General features: G+C 61.1%; 14 protein-coding genes and 1 pseudogene. 6 read left to right on the top strand and 9 right to left on the bottom strand.

Annotation, left to right across the window (positions count from 1 at the left end; genetic code table 11):
- Nucleotides 1-89 precede the first annotated feature (89 nt).
- From RHP74_RS27300 to RHP74_RS27285, 4 genes are all read right to left on the bottom strand, one after another.
- Complete coding sequence (locus tag RHP74_RS27300) at nt 90-644, bottom strand: tetratricopeptide repeat protein (protein WP_010467384.1); 555 nt, start codon at nt 642-644, stop codon at nt 90-92.
- Nucleotides 645-870: 226 nt separating this feature from the next.
- On the bottom strand, nt 871-2,154 hold the full coding sequence (gene hemL, locus RHP74_RS27295) for a glutamate-1-semialdehyde 2,1-aminomutase (protein WP_010467385.1): 1,284 nt from the start codon (nt 2,152-2,154) through the stop codon (nt 871-873).
- A gap of 15 nt (nt 2,155-2,169) precedes the next feature.
- Complete coding sequence (thiE, locus tag RHP74_RS27290; RefSeq protein WP_010467386.1) at nt 2,170-2,793, bottom strand: thiamine phosphate synthase; 624 nt, start codon at nt 2,791-2,793, stop codon at nt 2,170-2,172.
- A 32-nt stretch (nt 2,794-2,825) separates the two neighbouring features.
- Nucleotides 2,826-3,623 carry a hydroxymethylpyrimidine/phosphomethylpyrimidine kinase gene (locus tag RHP74_RS27285; RefSeq protein WP_010467387.1) on the bottom strand — a complete coding sequence of 266 codons (798 nt, stop codon included), beginning with the start codon at nt 3,621-3,623 and terminating at the stop codon, nt 2,826-2,828.
- Nucleotides 3,624-4,040: 417 nt separating this feature from the next.
- Between RHP74_RS27285 and RHP74_RS27280 the strand changes: the two genes are divergently transcribed.
- From RHP74_RS27280 to RHP74_RS27265, 4 genes are all read left to right on the top strand, one after another.
- Nucleotides 4,041-6,425 carry a 7TM diverse intracellular signaling domain-containing protein gene (locus tag RHP74_RS27280; RefSeq protein ID WP_311096728.1) on the top strand — a complete coding sequence of 795 codons (2,385 nt, stop codon included), beginning with the start codon at nt 4,041-4,043 and terminating at the stop codon, nt 6,423-6,425.
- A gap of 73 nt (nt 6,426-6,498) precedes the next feature.
- Nucleotides 6,499-8,148 carry an acyl-CoA dehydrogenase family protein gene (locus RHP74_RS27275; RefSeq protein ID WP_083375692.1) on the top strand — a complete coding sequence of 550 codons (1,650 nt, stop codon included), beginning with the start codon at nt 6,499-6,501 and terminating at the stop codon, nt 8,146-8,148.
- Nucleotides 8,149-8,328: 180 nt separating this feature from the next.
- On the top strand, nt 8,329-9,828 hold the full coding sequence (gene amn, locus RHP74_RS27270; RefSeq protein WP_169858286.1) for an AMP nucleosidase: 1,500 nt from the start codon (nt 8,329-8,331) through the stop codon (nt 9,826-9,828).
- A gap of 70 nt (nt 9,829-9,898) precedes the next feature.
- On the top strand, nt 9,899-10,540 hold the full coding sequence (locus tag RHP74_RS27265) for a pseudouridine synthase (RefSeq protein WP_010467391.1): 642 nt from the start codon (nt 9,899-9,901) through the stop codon (nt 10,538-10,540).
- Here RHP74_RS27265 and RHP74_RS27260 read toward each other — a convergent pair.
- A complete protein-coding gene (locus RHP74_RS27260) occupies nt 10,535-10,744 on the bottom strand; it encodes a DUF2788 domain-containing protein (RefSeq protein ID WP_010467392.1) in 210 nt (69 codons plus the stop codon). The genes RHP74_RS27265 and RHP74_RS27260 overlap by 6 nt on opposite strands.
- Nucleotides 10,745-10,938: 194 nt before the next feature.
- The gene (locus tag RHP74_RS27255) at nt 10,939-11,418 is read right to left on the bottom strand and encodes an Lrp/AsnC family transcriptional regulator (protein ID WP_007894448.1); all 480 of its coding nucleotides are present in this window, start codon (nt 11,416-11,418) and stop codon (nt 10,939-10,941) included.
- Nucleotides 11,419-11,853: 435 nt separating this feature from the next.
- Here RHP74_RS27255 and RHP74_RS27250 point away from each other — a divergent pair, with 435 nt between their 5' ends.
- The gene (locus RHP74_RS27250) at nt 11,854-12,870 is read left to right on the top strand and encodes a DUF6515 family protein (RefSeq protein ID WP_311096727.1); all 1,017 of its coding nucleotides are present in this window, start codon (nt 11,854-11,856) and stop codon (nt 12,868-12,870) included.
- On the opposite strand, the gene RHP74_RS27245 is transcribed toward RHP74_RS27250, so the two are convergent.
- Nucleotides 12,855-13,760 (bottom strand): cation diffusion facilitator family transporter, encoded by a 906-nt coding sequence (locus tag RHP74_RS27245; protein WP_010467394.1) that lies wholly within the window; start codon nt 13,758-13,760, stop codon nt 12,855-12,857. The two genes, RHP74_RS27250 and RHP74_RS27245, sit on opposite strands and share 16 nt — an antisense overlap.
- Before the next feature lie 29 nt (nt 13,761-13,789).
- Nucleotides 13,790-14,209 (bottom strand): hypothetical protein, encoded by a 420-nt coding sequence (locus RHP74_RS27240; protein WP_010467395.1) that lies wholly within the window; start codon nt 14,207-14,209, stop codon nt 13,790-13,792.
- A gap of 109 nt (nt 14,210-14,318) precedes the next feature.
- Between RHP74_RS27240 and hrpB the strand changes: the two genes are divergently transcribed.
- Nucleotides 14,319-16,835 carry an ATP-dependent helicase HrpB gene (gene hrpB, locus RHP74_RS27235; RefSeq protein ID WP_221107455.1) on the top strand — a complete coding sequence of 839 codons (2,517 nt, stop codon included), beginning with the start codon at nt 14,319-14,321 and terminating at the stop codon, nt 16,833-16,835.
- Nucleotides 16,836-17,006: 171 nt separating this feature from the next.
- On the opposite strand, the pseudogene RHP74_RS27230 reads toward hrpB, so the two are convergent.
- Nucleotides 17,007-17,705 (bottom strand): annotated as a pseudogene (locus RHP74_RS27230) (LysR substrate-binding domain-containing protein); the annotation flags it as partial.
- Nucleotides 17,706-17,862: the final 157 nt, after the last annotated feature.

Here is a 17,862-nt window from a genome sequence, read left to right as displayed (position 1 = left end):
CGTTTTTCTGATTCACCGCATTGTTTGACGTTACGACTGCTGCGCAGCCGAGCGGGAGCAAGCTCCCTCGCCACAGGGGCCTGCGTCCATCAGGGCAGCGGCGAAAACGGCGTACGCCCATCGGCGCTCTGCAATTCCATCAGGTATTTACGGAAGATTTGCCCAAGCACCTGAGTCGCCATCTCAAGGTCTTCGCGGGGCATCTTCTCGGCCACTTCGTCGGCCGTATCCAGTGCCTCTTCAGCACCGTTGACCGCGGCCATTTTCAGCACGATATACGCCTGAACGTTATTGGCCGGTACGCCTTCGCCGTGAAAGAACATGGTGCCGAGTTTGAATTGCGCCTGGGCGTGGCCTTGCAACGAAGCTTTTTCAAAATAGCCCAGGGCCTTATTGAGGTCGCGCGGGGTGTTTTTGCCGTCGTAGTAGAACTCACCTAACTCGTATTGCGCTTGTGCATCCCCTTCATCCGACGCTTTCTGGCAGGCAGCGAGCGCTTGCGTCAGGTCTTGCGGCTGAGTATTGAGGGTGCAGCGACCCATCGCTGGGATTAACAACGAGTTGCCGCCTGCTTGTGCGAGCGCGAGCAGGGGCTGAAGGAGCAACAGGCAGCCCAGTGCAAGGGCGCGGCCGGTGCGGTTCATGGGAATCGACTTACCTCTGAAGGGCGCGCGGACCCATCGAGGGGATCCAATAAGCGCGCATTATGAAATAAGCAGGGCCAACCTTACAAAGTCTTTACTCGTTTTTCTGCTGCACGGGGAATATATCGCCCGATTGACGGGGGATTATTAGCAGAAGCGTAGGAATAAAGGTGTAAATCCAGGTGAAAGCTGACGCTGGCAATCGCCAACGTCAGCGGGCACAGCGTTATTTCAATGCGGCGAAGGCACGCTCGGCGGCATCCAGCGTCAGTTTCAACTCGGCTTCGCCATGAGCGATCGAGGTGAAGCCGGCTTCGAAAGCGCTCGGCGCCAGGTACACGCCGCCCTCGAGCATCAAGTGGAAGAAACGACCGAACAGCTTGGCGTCGCTGGCCATCACGTCATCGAAAGTCACGATGTCGTCGGCACCGCTGAAGTACAGGCCAAACATTCCGCCAGCCTGCGTGGTCACGAACGGAATGCCAGCAGCATCGGCGCGCTGTTGCAGGCCATCGAGCAAGCGGCTGGTGTAGTCGGTCAGCTCGTCGTGGAAACCGGGACGGCTGATCAGGCGCAACGTCGTCAGGCCCGCCGCCATTGCCAATGGGTTACCCGACAAGGTGCCTGCCTGATAGACCGGACCCAGTGGCGCGATGTGCGACATGATTTCGCGCTTGCCGCCGAAGCAGCCGACCGGCATGCCGCCACCGATGATCTTGCCAAAGGTGCTCAGGTCCGGCGTCACGCCGAAGTGCGCTTGTGCACCGCCGAGGGCAACTCGGAAACCGGTCATCACTTCGTCGAAAATCAGCACTACGCCGTGTTTGTCGCACAGGGTCCGCAGGCCTTCGAGGAAACCTGGCGCCGGCGGAACGCAGTTCATGTTGCCGGCCACCGGCTCGACGATGATGCAGGCCACGTCCTGGCCGACGTCAGCGAGCATGGCTTCGACCGCGTCGATGTCATTGAACGGCAGAGTCAGGGTGTGCTTGGCGAAATCCGCCGGCACACCGGCCGAGCTCGGCACGCCTTGGGTCAGCGCGCCGGAGCCGGCCTTGACCAGCAGGCTGTCGGAGTGACCGTGATAGCAGCCTTCGAACTTGATGATGTTGTCGCGACCGGTGAAACCACGGGCCAGACGGATGGCACTCATGGTCGCTTCGGTGCCGGAGCTGACCATGCGCACCATTTCCATCGACGGCACGATCGAGCAGACCAGGTCGGCCATCTCGGTTTCCATCGCGGTCGGGGCGCCGTAGGACAAGCCGTGCTCCAGTTGTTTACGCACAGCGTCCAGCACGTCCGGGTGGCTGTGACCGAGAATCATCGGGCCCCAGGAACCGACGTAGTCAACGTAACGCTTGTCGTCTTCGTCGGTGACGTAGGCGCCTTCGGCGTGTTTGAAGAACAGCGGCGTGCCGCCCACACTTTTGAACGCGCGAACAGGCGAGTTCACGCCACCGGGGATGTGTTTCTGGGCGTTGGCAAACAGGGTTTCGGAACGAGACATGATCGGGCTCTCAAATCAGATTTTCAGTAATTCGTTAAAGGCGCGGGCACGGCGTGTCACTTCAGCCGTGCTCTCGGCGCCAAACAGGCCATGCACCACCGCCAGCAAGTCGACCCCGTGGGCCACCAGCGGGGCGGCGTTGTCGAGGGTGATGCCGCCGATCGCGCAGATCGGCAGGTGCAGTTTGCTGCGGGCCTGGTCCAGCAGTTCGAGGCTGCAGGTCGGTGCGCCGGGTTTGGTATTGGAATTGAAGAAGCGGCCGAAGGCGACGTAACTGGCGCCTTCCTTGGCTGCTTGCTCGGCGAGTTCGAGTTGCGCGTGACAGGTCGAACCGATGATTGCCTGGCGACCGAGCAAGGCGCGGGTCGGCGACAAGGGGCCGTCAGTCTGGCCCAGGTGTACGCCGACATTCAGGCGAGCGGCCAGTTCGGCGTCGTCATTGATAATCAGCTGAGTCTTGTAGCGGTCGCACAGATTGCGCAGGGCTTCGGCCTCACGCAAACGTCGGGCCTCGTCGCTGCTTTTGTCGCGGTATTGCAGCAGGGTGACGCCGCCCTCCAGCGCCGCCTCCACGTACGAAAGAAATTTACCGGCCAGCAACTGGCTGTCGGTAATGGCGTACAGGCCACGTAGTTTCATCGGACAAGCCTCACCGCAGTGCGAATAGAAAGTTACGAACAGAAATCCAGCGGCAGGCGACGCGGCACGAACTGGCCTTTGCCCAACTGCTCGGCATCCCGCAGGGTACGCCACGTGTAGTTAAGCGCGGTCTGCACGGCACTGACGAGATTTTCACCCTGGGCCAGACGACCGGCCAGGGCGCTGGCCAAGGTGCAACCGGAGCCGTGATAACTGCCGGGCAAGCGCTGGCAAGTAAAGGTTTCGCGGTGACCATCGCGGCTGTACAGGCGATTGTGGATTTCGTGTTCGTCGCCATGGCCGCCCGTGATCAGCAGGTGCTTGACGAACGGCAGGAGTTTTTCAGCGCACTCGTCCGCGGTGCCTTCGGGCAGTTCGGCGAGGATGCGGGCTTCGGGCAGGTTAGGGGTGGCGATGATGGACAGGGGCAGCAGGCGTTCGCGCATGGCGTAGCCGACTTCATCCTTGCCCAGGCGTCCGCCGCCACCGGCGCGCAGCACCGGGTCGCAGACCACCGGCAAGTGCGGGTGTGCCGAGAGCAGTTCGACGACAGTGTCGACCATCTCCAGGGAACCGAGCATGCCCAGTTTCACGGCAGCGACTTCGGAGTCGTTGAGCACGGCGTTGGCCTGGGCCAGCACCCACTCGCGGTCGAGCACGCGAAAGTCAGTGACGTTGACCGTGTCTTGCACGGTCAGGGCGGTGACGGCCGGGGCCGCATGACAACCCTGGGCGAGCAGGGCTTCGATATCTGCCTGCAAGCCGGCGCCACCACTGGGGTCGTGGCCGGAGAGACAGAGGACAACGGGGCGAGAGCTGTAGATATTCATGGTGCGCGAGCTTACCACCAAACATCGATTTTCGGGTGCAGTGGTCGCCAGGTCTGCCGATACATTGTGGTGAGGGGGCTGGCCCCGTTCCGCTGCGAAGCCGTGGTGAATCTGGCGACGCAATGTTACCGACCGAATGCAAAGGGTGGGGCGCTGCGCACCTCCATGTGAGCAAGCTCCCTCGCCTCAGGTGTTGCATATAGCCATAAGCTGACCGTGTAACCAGATTTTCCTGAAGTTCGTCGCTGGAACGCCCGTACTAGAGCCCTTGCAGGAAAAATTTCAATGGTGCTCAATGGCCATCAGCGGCTATGCTAGAGTGGATCCAAACCAATAACAGGTAATACCGGTTTTACGTCTACTCAAAGGGAATGAGGGGCTTCCTGAGATAACCGGACAGGCCACGCTGGGGCTTAAATGCGCTATTTGCTGATGTTGCTGTTGTGCTTGCCCCTCATGGCGAGCGCCGTCGAATTCGATGAATTCACCCAGAGCCTTCCCCTGGGCCGAACCCTGCAGGTCTACGAAGACGCGGGCGGTCAGGCGACCATCGCCGATGTCCGTGCGCAAGCCGCGGCCGGTAACTTCAAGCCCCACGATAAAGCCACCCTCAACGCCGGTTACTCGCGCTCGGTGTTCTGGCTGAGAATCGATCTGCATTACCGTCCGTCGAACCCGGCGGCGCAACGGACCTGGCTGCTGGAACTGGCCTATCCGCCCCTCGATCACCTCGATCTCTACTTGCCCGATGCTGGCGGTGACTTTCGATTGGCCCGGCAAACAGGCGATGCGTTGCCGTTTGCCAGTCGCGAGTTCCGCCAGAACAACTACCTGTTCGATCTCAATTTCCTGCCTGACCAGGCGCAAACCGTGTACTTGCGCCTGCAAAGCGAAGGGTCGATCCAGGCGCCCGTCACCTTGTGGTCGAGCACCGCTTACCTCGAAGAACAGCCGGTCCGCCTTTATGTGCTGGGGCTGATTTATGGTGTGTTGTTGGGGATGCTGGTCTACAACCTGTTCATCTACCTCAGCGTGCGCGACACCAGCTATCTCTATTACATCTTCTACATCGCTTCCTTCGGCCTGTATCAACTGTCAGTGAACGGCGCAGCCGTGGAGTATTTCTGGCCGGACAATCCGTGGTGGGCCAACGCCGCGACGCCATTCTTCATCGGTTGTGCTGGACTGTTCGGCAGCCAGTTCGCCCGCAGCTTCTTGCAGACGGCCAACCACAGTCGCTGGCTCGACCGTTTACTGTTGGCGCTGGTGGCGTTCAGTGCGCTCGTGGTCGGGTTGTCGTTGATGACCAGCTACGCCCTGGCCTTGCGCCTGGCAACAGCCTTGGCGTTGGTTTTCACCGTGGCGATTTTCATCGCCGGGCTATGCGCCTGGCTGGGTGGCTTGCGGGTGGCCCGATATTTCATCATTGCCTGGTCGGCCTTCCTGCTCGGCGGCATCGTCAACACCCTCATGGTGTTGGGATACCTGCCGAACGTGTTCCTGACCATGTATTCCAGCCAGATCGGTTCGGCCATCGAAGTGGCGCTGCTGTCCCTCGCCTTGGCCGACCGCATCAACGCCATGCGCGAGCAGCAAGCGCAGACGCTGTTCGATGCCGGTCAGAAACTCGAGGTGCTGAACCAGCAACTGGCCCACAGTAACAAGCTCAAGGATGAATTCCTCGCCACCCTGACCCACGAATTGCGCACGCCCATGAACGGTGTGATCGGTTCGCTGGAGTTGATGCAAACCGTCGAGATGGACCCGGAACTGGAGCAATACCAGCAAACCGCCGCCGGCTCCGCACGGGACATGATGCGCATGGTCAACGGCATCCTGACCCTCACCGAGTTGCAGGCCGGCAAGCTTAAAGTCATCCCGGCAACGTTCAGTCTGCGTGGCGTGGTCGACACCTTGCGCACCCAATTCGAGGGCAATGCTTCAGGCAAGTCCCTGGACTTCAAAGTCGAAGTGATGCCGGGCCTGCCGGATCGCTTGAACGGTGACAGCACCAAGTTGGCGCAATGCCTGGAATGCCTGCTGGATAACGCCATCAAGTTCACCCGGGTCGGCGGGCTGGCCCTGCGCGTGACGGGCAAACCGGTGGAAAACGGCCGGGTGTCGCTGTCGTTTGCGGTGATCGACACCGGTATCGGTTTTACCGATCTGGGAGAGGCGACGCTGTATCAGCGCTTCTTCCAGCTCGACGGCTCGATGACCCGTGAATACGGCGGCCTGGGCGTAGGCCTGGCGATCTGTCGGCAACTGGTCGAATTGCTCGGCGGGCGCCTGACCCATCGATCCGAGCCCGGCAGCGGCAGCCGTTTCCAGTTGGACGTCGAGTTCGAACTGCCTGTGGTCGAGCGGCCGGCAGTGCCCTTGATGACCCGCGAGTTTCCGCGTCTTCGATTGCCACAGGACTGCACGGTGCTGCTGGTGGATGACAACAGCATCAATCAATTGGTGATGCGTGGCATGTTGCTCAAGCTCGGGTTCCGGGTGCGCGCCACCGACAGCGGCGCTGCCGCGCTCGACCTCTTGCAGCGTGAAAGCTTCGATGCTGTCCTGCTCGATGGTCAGTTGCCGACGCTGGATGGCACCGCCTTTTGCTGCCAGATCCGCGGCTTGCCGGGCTGTGCCGACTTGCCGGTGTTCGTGATTGCCGTGAGCGCCGAGCGGGAGCGATGCCCGACGGGAGCCTTGATCGATCACCTGAGCAAACCGGTGAAATTCGAGGATCTGCAAGCGGCGCTCTATCGCCGGGTACTCTGTTCGGGGCAAGGCGAAAGCGCCGACATTTAGGCGGGTATGACACTTTGTTCGGCCAAGAGGCGGTGCTTAACTGAATCCCTTGGCTGACCAAAGGAGCCCCGTCATGAACCTGCATCAGTTCGCCGAAACCCACGAAGTCACCAATCAGCCCCCGTCGCTGGACGGCGCCAACCTCTATCGCATCGACCTGCCTTTGCAAGAATGGTCTCGGCGTTTCGGGGCGGGTTGGGCCGAGTCGCGGATCGACGCTTATGGTGCATTGGCCGGCGGGCCGCTGATGGAAGCAGGGTTCCTGGCCAATCAGAACAAACCGGTGTTCGTCAGCCATGACCGATACGGGCATCGCATCGACCTGGTGGAATTTCACCCGGCGTATCACCAGTTGATGCGCACGGCGGTCGAGCACGGCTTGACCTCATCACCCTGGGCACATCCGCAACCTGGCGCCCATGTGGCTCGCGCGTCGATGACGTACCTGCACAGCCAGGCCGAAGCCGGCAGCGGTTGCCCGTTGACCATGACCTTCGCCAGCGTCCCGGCGATGCGCCTGCAACCGGACCTGGCCGAGCAGTGGCTGCCGAAAATCCTCTCGACCGAATACGACCCGCGCAATGTCGGCATGGCCCACAAGGCCGGTGTCACCATCGGCATGGCGATGACCGAGAAACAGGGCGGCACCGACGTGCGGGCCAACACCACCAAGGCGTACCCGGTCGGCGCCAGTGGCCCGGGCCAGGCTTATGAATTGGTCGGGCACAAGTGGTTCTGTTCCGCGCCGATGTGCGATGCCTTCCTGACGTTGGCGCAGACCGACAAGGGCTTGACCTGTTTCCTGCTGCCACGCCATCGCCCGGACGACACGCGCAATCAGTTCTACATCCAGCGCCTGAAGAACAAACTCGGCAATTGCTCCAATGCTTCCAGCGAGGTCGAGTTCCGTGGCGCGCTGGCGTGGATGGTCGGTGAAGAAGGGCGCGGGGTTCCGACCATCATTGAGATGGTCGCGATGACTCGCTTCGATTGCATGGTCGGTTCCAGCTCGCTGATGCGTCAGGCGCTGACCCAGGCCAGCCATCACTGCGCACATCGCATGGTCGGCGGCAAGTTGCTCAGCGAACAGCCGTTGATGCAAAACGTACTCGCTGATCTGGCGCTGGAAAGCGAAGCGGCCCTGGCCTTGAGCCTGCGCATGGGCAAGGCGCTGGATCATCTGGATGACAGCCACGAAGCCAAATTCGCCCGGTTGGTGACGGCGGTGGGCAAGTACTGGATCTGCAAGCGCGCCCCGGCAATGATCAACGAAGCCGCCGAATGCATGGGCGGTGCGGGCTATGTCGAGGAAAGCATCCTCCCGCGCCTCTACCGTGAGGCGCCGGTCAATTCGACGTGGGAAGGTTCCGGTAACGTGCAGTGCCTGGACGTGCTGCGGGCGCTATCGAAGGAGCCAGGTGTGCTTGATGTGTTGTTCAGTGAGTTGGGTGATGGTCAGGGCGATAAGCGCCTGGCTGCGCACATCAGCCAGTTGCAGACGGCGTTCAAGGACACCAGCGATATTCAATACCGTGCTCGGCAGCTCACTGAAGACATTGCGCTGGGGCTTCAGGCCAAACTGTTGCTGGAAGCCGGCAACTCGGCAGTCAGCGATGCGTTCATCGCCAGTCGCCTCGGCTCGGCCGGTCGGGTGTATGGCGCGTTGCCGCGTGGGCTGGAAGTGGAAGCGATCGTCGCCCGCTCGACTCCGCAGGGTTTTTGACCACGATGGCATGAACCACACAGAACCCCTGTAGGAGTGAGCCTGCTCGCGATAGCGTTGGCACATCCAACATCTATGTGACTGACAAGCCGTTATCGCGAGCAGGCTCACTCCTACAGGGGCTATCAGTGACATATAGCCAACACGCCACTGTTCCCGTGAAGCGACGATGCAGGCAAGATGAAGCTCTGCAAGTCAGAACACAGGATGCTGATCGTGACCGAAGCTTTTATTGTCGTTCAAACCGCCGAGCAAGCCGTGGACCGGCTTGCGCTCTTGCACAATCGTGCAACCACCGCGCTGAACCAGGCGCTCAAGCGTTATCTCAAGGACCGAGTCGAACCGGACGCTGAGCAGCGTGCGATGTTTCGTTATCCCGAACTGCGTCTGACCTACCACTGCCAGGGCGAAGTCCCACAGACCACCCGCGCTTACGCCAAGGTTCAGCTGCCTGGGACCTACAGTGTCACCGTCACCCATCCGGCGGCGTTCCGTAAATACCTGCTGGAACAACTCGTGCCGTTGATGCACGACTTCACCGTGACCGTCGAAGTCGGCATCAGCCAGCAAAATATTCCTTATCCTTACGTGGTCGAGCAGGGCGATGAACTAGCCGGCTCCGGCGTCACCGCCGCCGTGCTGGCGCGGGTGTTCCCGAGCACCGACTTGTCCGCCGCGACCGACGGCATTGCCGATGGCTTGTACGACTGGGAGAACACCGATCCGCTGCCACTGGCCCTGTTCGATGCCGCGCGGGTGGATTTTTCCCTGCGTCGACTGGTGCATTACACCGGCAGCGACTGGCGTCATGTGCAGCCGTGGATTCTGCTGACCAACTACCACCGGTACGTTGACCAATTCATCGTCCATGGTTTGGAGCAGTTGCGCAGTGACCCGCGTTTCGTGCGCATGGTATTGCCCGGCAACGTGATCATCGAAAAGAGCATGGACCACGGCGAAGCCTCGGCGATTGCTGCGGGCGTGGTGTGGCACCGCTATCAGATGCCGGCCTATCACCTGATTGCCAGCGATGGCCATGGCGTGACCCTGGTGAACATCGGCGTCGGCCCGTCCAACGCCAAGAACATCACCGACCATTTGGCGGTGTTGCGTCCACATTGCTGGTTGATGATCGGTCACTGCGGCGGCTTGCGTCAGTCGCAGACCATTGGCGACTACGTGCTGGCGCACGCTTATATGCGTCGCGACGGGATTCTCGACCGGGTGGTGCCGCCGAACATTCCGATCCCGGCCCTGGCCGAAGTGCAGATGGCCTTGCAGCAAGCGGCCGCGAACATTACCGGCGAAAAGGGCGACGAGCTGAAAAAACGCCTGCGCACCGGCACCGTGTTGACCTACGACGACCGTAACTGGGAATTGCGCTGGGCGCAGGAACGTCCGCTGATCAACTTGTCCCGCGCCGTGGCGGTGGACATGGAAAGCGGCACCATCGCCGCCCAAGGCTATCGCCTGCGGGTGCCCTATGGCACGTTGCTCTGTGTGTCGGACAAACCGCTGCACAGCGAAATCAAGCTGCCGGGTTCGGCCAACGCCTTCTATGAGCGCGCGGTCAGCCAGCACTTGAAGATCGGCATCGAGGCGGTGGATCTGTTGCGCACCGAACTCAACTCGTTGCATTCGCGCAAACTGCGCAGCTTCGACGAGCCGCCGTTCCGCTGATTCGTGATGGTCATTTGACGGTCAGGGCACTAGCATTGGCAGCCCTGACCGTTAGATGCTCCTCTTTCCCATGTCCCGTCCACAACGTCCCGTTTCTCGCCGCCCTGGCGCGAAGCCTGCGCCATCCTCCCCAGCCCCGCGCCGTGTCGCCAAAGCGCCGCCGGCCGAGCCGAAGCTGATCCTGTTCAACAAACCCTTCGATGTGCTGACCCAGTTCAGTGACGAAGGAGGGCGGGCGACGCTCAAGGATTACATCGAGATTCCGGGGATCTATCCGGCAGGACGGCTGGACCGCGACAGCGAAGGATTACTGCTGCTGACCAACGATGGCCAGCTGCAAGCGCGAATCGCTGACCCGAAACACAAATTGGCCAAGACCTATTGGGTGCAGGTGGAGGGTGAGCCGAGCGCTGAGCAGTTGCAGCGTTTGCGTGACGGCGTCGAACTGAATGACGGCATGACCTTGCCGGCCGAGGCGCGGCAATTGGAGGAGCCCGAGCTGTGGCCACGCAACCCGCCGGTGCGCTTTCGCAAAAGCGTGCCGACCAGTTGGCTGGAGTTGGTGATTCGCGAGGGGCGCAACCGTCAGGTGCGGCGCATGACAGCGGCCGTCGGCTTGCCGACGTTGCGCCTGGTACGGGTCAGAATCGGCGACTGGACAATCGAAGGACTCGATCAGGGCCAGTGGAAGGAAGTGCCGGCGCGCTTATAGCGTGCCGGTTTCGATCAGGCCGATGACCACGCTTTTGATCACGAACGCAGCCACGCCCAGACCCAGTACGAAGAACAGAATGAACGAGCCAAAACGTCCGGCCTTGGATTTTTTCGCCAGATCCCAGACGATGAAACCCATGAAAATGATCAGGACGCTGACCAGTCCGGTCATCATCCACTCTTCGAGTACGGCAGGATCCATTGAATATCTCCAGCGCGGGCGGGGCTAAAAGGCGCTGGAGTATACGGCATGGGGACGGGCTGGAGGATTGACCTGCGGCAGTGTGTCGCAGTCATTCGTCGCCTGTGCCGGCCTTATCGCGAGCAGGCTCCTACAAGGGATCTTCGGTGTTCAGGAGATCCACTGTAGGAGTGAGCCTGCTCGCGATGGGGACATCAGCTGCGCAGATGAGTTAACGGCAGCTCGGTACTATTGAGCACCTGATTCAACACAAAACTCGAACGAACGCTGGTCACCCCTTCAATCCGGGTCAAATGCCCCAGCAGCAGTTTCTGGTAGTGATCCATGTCCGGCACCACAACCTTGAGTTGATAATCTGCATCCATCCCCGTCACCAAGCTGCATTCCAGCACCTGGGGCAACGTTCGAATCGCGGCTTCAAAGTTCTCGAAACGCTCCGGCGTATGGCGGTCCATGCCGATCAGCACGTAAGCCGTGAGGCTCAAACCGAGCATCTTGCGGTCCAGCAGCGCCACCTGGCGGGTGATGTAGCCGTCGTCTTCCAGTTGCTTGACCCGGCGCGAGCAAGGCGAAGGCGACAGGCCGATGCGTTCGGCCAGCTCCTGGTTGGAGATGCGCGCGTCACGCTGCAATTCCGCCAAAATGCTCAAGTCGTATCGGTCGAGTTTGCTCATCAATCAGGCCTTTGTCATAACTATTGCGGCAGATTATCTATCCAGGGTTAAAAATTGCGCAAGTGATGTTTAATTGAGCAATCTTCGCAATCCTCTGCCGGCACTCGCGGCCTATTCTTATCACCAGAATCACTGCTCGGACAAACAGTCCACAGCCGCTCGCCGAATCAGGCCGGCGGCGGCCGCCACCCCCACAGGGGATGTGCCGGCCTCCGAGCTACACACTGTCCAGAAGACGGCGTGAGGTGAGCCGACGTCATAAGCGTCGAGCACGGACGAAGTTCTCTAAGGGAGGCCGACGGGTCTCCCTTTTCTTTTGCCTGGAATTTGAGAGCGGCCCTCAATAAATAAGTTGCGCGACTGATAACCTGTTGCAGAACCGCCCTGTACTTTCCAAGTCTTACGTACAGGCCCTAACCCGCAGTGAGGAAAAGCATGAAGTCGCGCATCTGGCGTTTGGCCGGTGTTGGTTTGCTGTGTGTGAGTGTCACTGCGCAATCGCTGGCCGATGATCAGCAAAACCGTGGCCCCGATGGCGGGCAACGTGGATCGGACGGCCATCAGGGCAACAATCAGGGGCATGGCGGCAATAATCAGCCGCGCCCGCAGGACAACGACATCATTCGTGGCGACAACAGCCGCCAGTTCGAGCACAACGGCCAGACTCAGAACAATGGCCAATGGCAGAACCGTCCGCAGCCCGACTACAACAATCCTGTTCGCTCACCGCCGCCACCCCCGCAGCTCCCGGCCAATGACCTGCCGATCCAGGGTCGCCCCGACGCGGTGCGCCAGACCCAGCAGCCACAGCGTGGTTACTATCAGGACAATCCACAGCGCAACAATTACAACCAGCAATGGCAGAACAACGGTCCGCGTCCCGATGATCGTCGGTGGGCGGGTCGTCCGGATGGGCACGGTAATGGCTGGGGCCCCGGCCCGCAATATCGCCCGGGTCATGTGATCGACCGCTTCCCGGACCGTGACTACCGCGTGCCTTACGGTGGTCGGGATTATTTCTATTCCGGCGGCTACTGGTATCGCCCACAAGGCCCGCGTTATGTGGTGGTTCAACCGCCTCGCGGGATTCGAGTCAGTTACTTGCCCGATTACGCGCGTGAGGTGTGGATCGGCGGGGCGCTGCTGTTCCTGGCGGCTGGTTCGTATTACGCCTATCAGGAAAACAGTCAGGACTACGTGGTGGTCGAGCCGCCGGTGCAAATGCAGCCGCAGCCGGTCAGCAACAGCTACGACGTGGAGGCCTATCCGGCCAACGGCCAGTCGCCGGAGCAGGTCAACCAGGACGGTTACGAGTGTTATCAATACGCGGTGCAGCAAAGTGGCTTCAATCCGCGGACGGCCACCTACCAGCCAGACCCGTCGGTGGTGCAAGCCTACCGCCAGGCTCAAGGTAACTGCCTGAGCAGTCGCGGCTATCAGGTTTCTTTCTGAGTCTTTGCCGCCAGTACCACTTCCTGAGGGTCGGCGTGCACCAGCACTTCGGCTCGCGGGTAAGCGGCGTGAATCGCATCGGCGGCCTGATCGCTGATGCCGTGGGCGACTGACAGGGTCAGGTCCCCCGGCAATTCCAGGTGCAACTGCACGAACCACTGGTTGCCGGAAATCCGCGTGCGCAGGTCATGCGCGCCCAGCACCCCCGGAACGCCGCAGGCCAGCTCAAGCATATGCTGGCTCACCTCCGGCGGCAGTTCCTCATCCATCAGCACCGTAAAACTTTCCTTGGCGATCTGAATCGCGCTCCAGAAGATGTACGCAGCGATTGCCAGGCCGAACCAGGGGTCGACCTGATGCCAGCCAAACCCGGCCAACACCAATGCCAGCAGAATGCTGCCATTGAGCAGCAAGTCCGAGCGGTAGTGCAGGGAGTCGGCGCGCACCGCGTTGGAGCCGGTGGCCTTGACCACCCGATGTTGCAACATCAGCAACGCCACGGTCAGCGCCAGGGAGAACACAATCACGCCGATGCTGATCCATGGCGCGCCCACCGGTTCCGGATGTTTCAGCCGCTCGATCGCCTGCAAAGAAATCAGCACCGCACTGCCGCCAATGAACAACGCTTGAGCCATGCCCGCCAGCGACTCGGCCTTGCCGTGCCCGTAACGGTGATCGTCATCGGCCGGGCGCAACGCGTAATGCACCGCCAGCAGATTGAGCAAGGAGGTGACGCCGTCGAGCGCTGAGTCGGTCAACCCGGCGAGCATGCTCACCGAACCGCTCAACCACCAGGCGATGGCTTTGGCGACGATCAGCGTACACGCCACCGCCACCGAGGCACGAGTCGCCAGCCGCAGCAGGCGGGCGTGTTCGGAGCTGGAAATCATAGGGGCGGCTATTCCTTTACGTGCACGGATTACGCGGCGGGTTGCAGGCCTAACAGGGCCAGTTGCTGGGTGCTGCCTTTGTGTTGAATCAGGCGTGGGTCATCCAGCGGGAAGCTGCGGCCCAACTCGGTTTCGAGAATAGTCTGCAACTTATGGTTATCAACTTTGCCGTCGGCGCCGATCGCTTCCTTGAGTTTTTCCGGGGCCACCTGTGCGGTCTCACCGGGCGCGTAGTAAATCGCGCCAGTGGCGAAGTCCACGGCGAACGCGATCAGGCCGGGGATGATGTAGAAAAGCAGGCCCACGGCATCGAGCGCGGCGATGGCCGGGTCGATCTTGCCGTCAATCTGACCACGACGGTCAGGATAGAAAATCGATCCGCAAGCGGTCACCTGGGTCAGCAACGTCGCGACCAATACACCGCCAATCAAGCGAAAGGGAACACGCATATGAAATCTCCTGGGTAATTTCAAAACGAAAGGACGCCTGTATGAATTAGGACCGTCATTAACGCCGAGCAGTTCGCCGTTATACTCGCCGCTCTGTTTTGGAGCCAGCATGATTTCTTTGCCGATTGATGAAGTTTTACCCGCCCTGCGTGAAGCCTTGGCTACACGTCACGAAGCCGTGCTCGAAGCACCGCCCGGCGCCGGTAAAACTACCCGTGTTCCGCTGGCCTTGCTCAACGAGCCGTGGCTGGCCGGGCAGACCATTCTGATGCTTGAGCCGCGCCGTTTGGCAGCGCGGGCGGCGGCGGAGCGCTTGGCCAGTGAGCTGGGCGAGAAGGTCGGTGAAACCGTTGGCTACCGGATCCGGCTGGACAGCAAAGTCGGCCCCAAGACCCGTATTGAAGTGGTCACTGAAGGCATTCTCACCCGACGTTTGCAGGATGACCCGGCACTCGACGGCGTTGGCCTGCTGATCTTCGACGAATTCCACGAGCGCAGCCTCGACGCGGACCTGGCATTGGCCCTGAGCCTGAATGGCCGGGAGCTGTTTCGCGACGACCAGCCGCTGAAAATCCTTTTGATGTCTGCAACGCTTGAAGGCGAACGCCTGGCCGGGTTGCTCGATGACGCGCCGATCCTGCGCAGTGAAGGCCGTATGTACCCGGTGGCGATGCGCTGGGGTCGGCCGTTCCAGCCCGGCGAATTTATTGAGCCGCGCCTGGTGCAGACGATTCTCGAAGCCTTGAATGATGAGACCGGCAGCGTGCTGGTGTTCCTGCCGGGGCAGGCGGAAATCCGTCGCGTGCATCAACAATTGGCGGATGCGCTGGGCGAGAGCACACAGGTGTTGCTCTGCCCGTTGCACGGTGAGCTGGACCTCGCCGCCCAACGCGCGGCAATCGATCCGGCACCGGCGGGCAAGCGCAAAGTGGTGCTGGCGACCAACATCGCCGAGACCAGCCTGACGATCGACGGCGTGCGTGTGGTGATTGATGCCGGGCTGGCGCGGGTGCCGCGTTTCGATCCCGGTAGCGGTATGACCAGGCTCGATACCCAACGAATTTCAAAAGCCAGTGCCACTCAACGTGCCGGCCGGGCAGGGCGCCTGGAGCCGGGCGTGTGTTATCGGTTGTGGTCGCAGGATCAGCACGAGCAATTGGCAGCCTATGCCAGCGCGGAGATTCTCTCGGCCGACCTTGCCGGTCTGGCCTTGCAGCTCGGGCGCTGGGGCGTGACACCGACGCAATTGGTGTGGCTCGACGTGCCGCCCGCCGCCGCTTATGCACAGGCTCAGGATCTGCTTGATCGTCTGGGCGCATTGGACGGCGACGCGCTGACCCGTCACGGTCAGGCCATGGCCGAATTGCCGGCGCATCCGCGCATCGCCCATTTGTTGTTGCGCGGTCAGGCGCTCGGTTTGGCCGACATGGCCTGCGATGTTGCGGCATTGCTCGGTGAGCGGGACATCTTGCGTGGCGCCGGAGCGGATCTGCACAGCCGATTGGTGCTGTTGTCCGGCGAAGAGCGTGCGGCTCGCGGTGCTCAGGGTGGCGTGCAACGTGCCCGGCAACTGGCGCGGCAGTATCGCGGTTACCTGCGTGGCAAAGCGACGGAGCCGGTCAGCGATCCGGATCATCCACGCTGGCTCGGCGCCCTGTTGGCGTTGGCCTATCCAGACCGTGTCGCCCAGCAACGCCGCGCCGGTGGCGCTGAATATCGCCTGGCCAACGGCCGTGCGGCGTTGTTCGCTGAAGCAGACAGTCTGATGAAGCAAGCGTGGTTGGTGATTGCGGATCTGGGCAGTCGTCAGGGGCAGCGCGAGGAACGGATTTATCTGGCGGCGGATTTTGATCCGGCGCTGTTCGATTCCGTACTGGCCGAGCAAGTGCGCGTGGTCGATCAACTGGATTGGGATGAGCGCGAAGGTGTGTTGCGCGCCGAGCGTCAGCGCAAGGTTGGTGAGTTGATCCTCAGCCGCGAACCGCTGACCGGCCTCGACGAAACAGCGCGCAGCCAGGCGCTGGTCAATCTGGTACGCCGCAAGGGGCTGGAGTTGTTGCCGTGGACCCCGGAGCTGCGTCAGTGGCAGGCGCGCGTGGCATTGCTGCGACAGCTGGACCTCGGCAGTAAGGGTGAAAGTGAATGGCCGGATGTCAGCGATACCGCACTGCTCAAAAACCTTGAGCACTGGCTGATGCCGTACCTGGGCAAAGTCTCGCGCCTCAGTCATTTCGCCAATCTGGACCTGTCGAGCATCGTCCATAACTTGCTGCCCTGGCCGCTGCCGCAACGGCTGGATGAACAGGCGCCGCATCACCTGAGTGTGCCGTCGGGTTCTTCGATTCGTCTGGACTACAGCGAACAGCCGCCGATTCTGGCGGTGCGTTTACAGGAACTGTTCGGCCTGTCCGATACCCCGCGCATTGCCGGGGGGCGGCAAGTGGTGAAGCTGCATCTACTGTCCCCGGCGCGGCGGCCGGTGCAGGTGACTCAGGACTTGGCGAACTTCTGGCGCAGTACCTACGCCGAGGTGAAGAAGGATTTGAAGGGGCGGTATCCGAAGCATTATTGGCCGGATGATCCGTTGGTGGCCGAAGCCACCGCTCGGATCAAACCGCGCAAGTAACTCTTGGGGTAGAACACAAAAACTGTGGCGAGGGAGCTTGCTCCCGTTGGGCCACGAAGCGGCCCCATAATCAGGCCGCCTGAATGTGTCAGATACACCGCATGCAATGGAGATGCGACTGCTGCGCAGTCGAACGGGAGCAAGCTCCCTCACCACAGGATTTCACTTGGCTCATGTGCTTGCCCCGGCCTTGGCAGTGAGTTGCTCCCGGCAATAATCGGCAAACAACTGCGCCGGTTTGGTCAGTTGCCCGCGCTTCAACCATGCCGCCACCAATCCCGAACCAGTGACCTCTTCGACGATATCCACGCACACCACTTTCTTCCCGTCGTAAGTGCATTCCGAATGCGGCCGCGTCACCAGGATCGAGAAGCCGAACCCTTGCCCGACCATCCCCCGCACCATCTCGATCGACGGTGAGCTGAAGGCGATGTTCGGTGACAGGTTCAGTTCTTCGAACAGGCTGACGAAGTAGGTCCGGCTCGGTTGCACGTCCAGCAGAATCATCGGTTCCAGGCACAGATCACGTAGCGACACTTGTTTGAGCTGGGCGAAGCGATGGTCCGCCGGCAGCAACGCATAAGGCCGTTGCGCCGGCATCAGCGATTCGGTCTGAATGGTGGCGTCGAGCTCGTGCTCATACAGAATCGCCAGGTCGAAGGTGCCCGACGTCAGGCCTTGCACCAGCTCTTGCTGCTCGCCGTCGCGGATGCGGATTTTCACCCCCGGATACAGCGCCGAAAACCCGGCAATCAGTTGCGGCAGGTACAGCGGTGCGACCGTTTCGAAGCAGCCGATATCGATTTGCCCGGCCACCACGTCGTTATCGGCCAGGGCGTTCTGTTCGAACTCCTTGGCCATGCGCAGCAGCCGCGGATTGTTATTTTGGACAATACAATGGTCAGACTCACAGAGGCCACTGAGAGTGAGAATAGGGTTACTGTTTTCCCCAACATCGCTAGCTTGCTTACAGACTCGCCAAGACACAATTGCTTCGGGTTTGCTAACGCAAGGAGCCACCATGCCT

This window comes from Pseudomonas sp. SG20052 (genome assembly GCF_031766055.1).
GTDB classification, from domain to species: Bacteria; Pseudomonadota; Gammaproteobacteria; order Pseudomonadales; family Pseudomonadaceae; genus Aquipseudomonas; species Aquipseudomonas mandelii.
The sequence above is the reverse complement of the archived record's forward strand: the minus strand, read 5'-3'. Positions and strand labels throughout refer to the sequence as shown.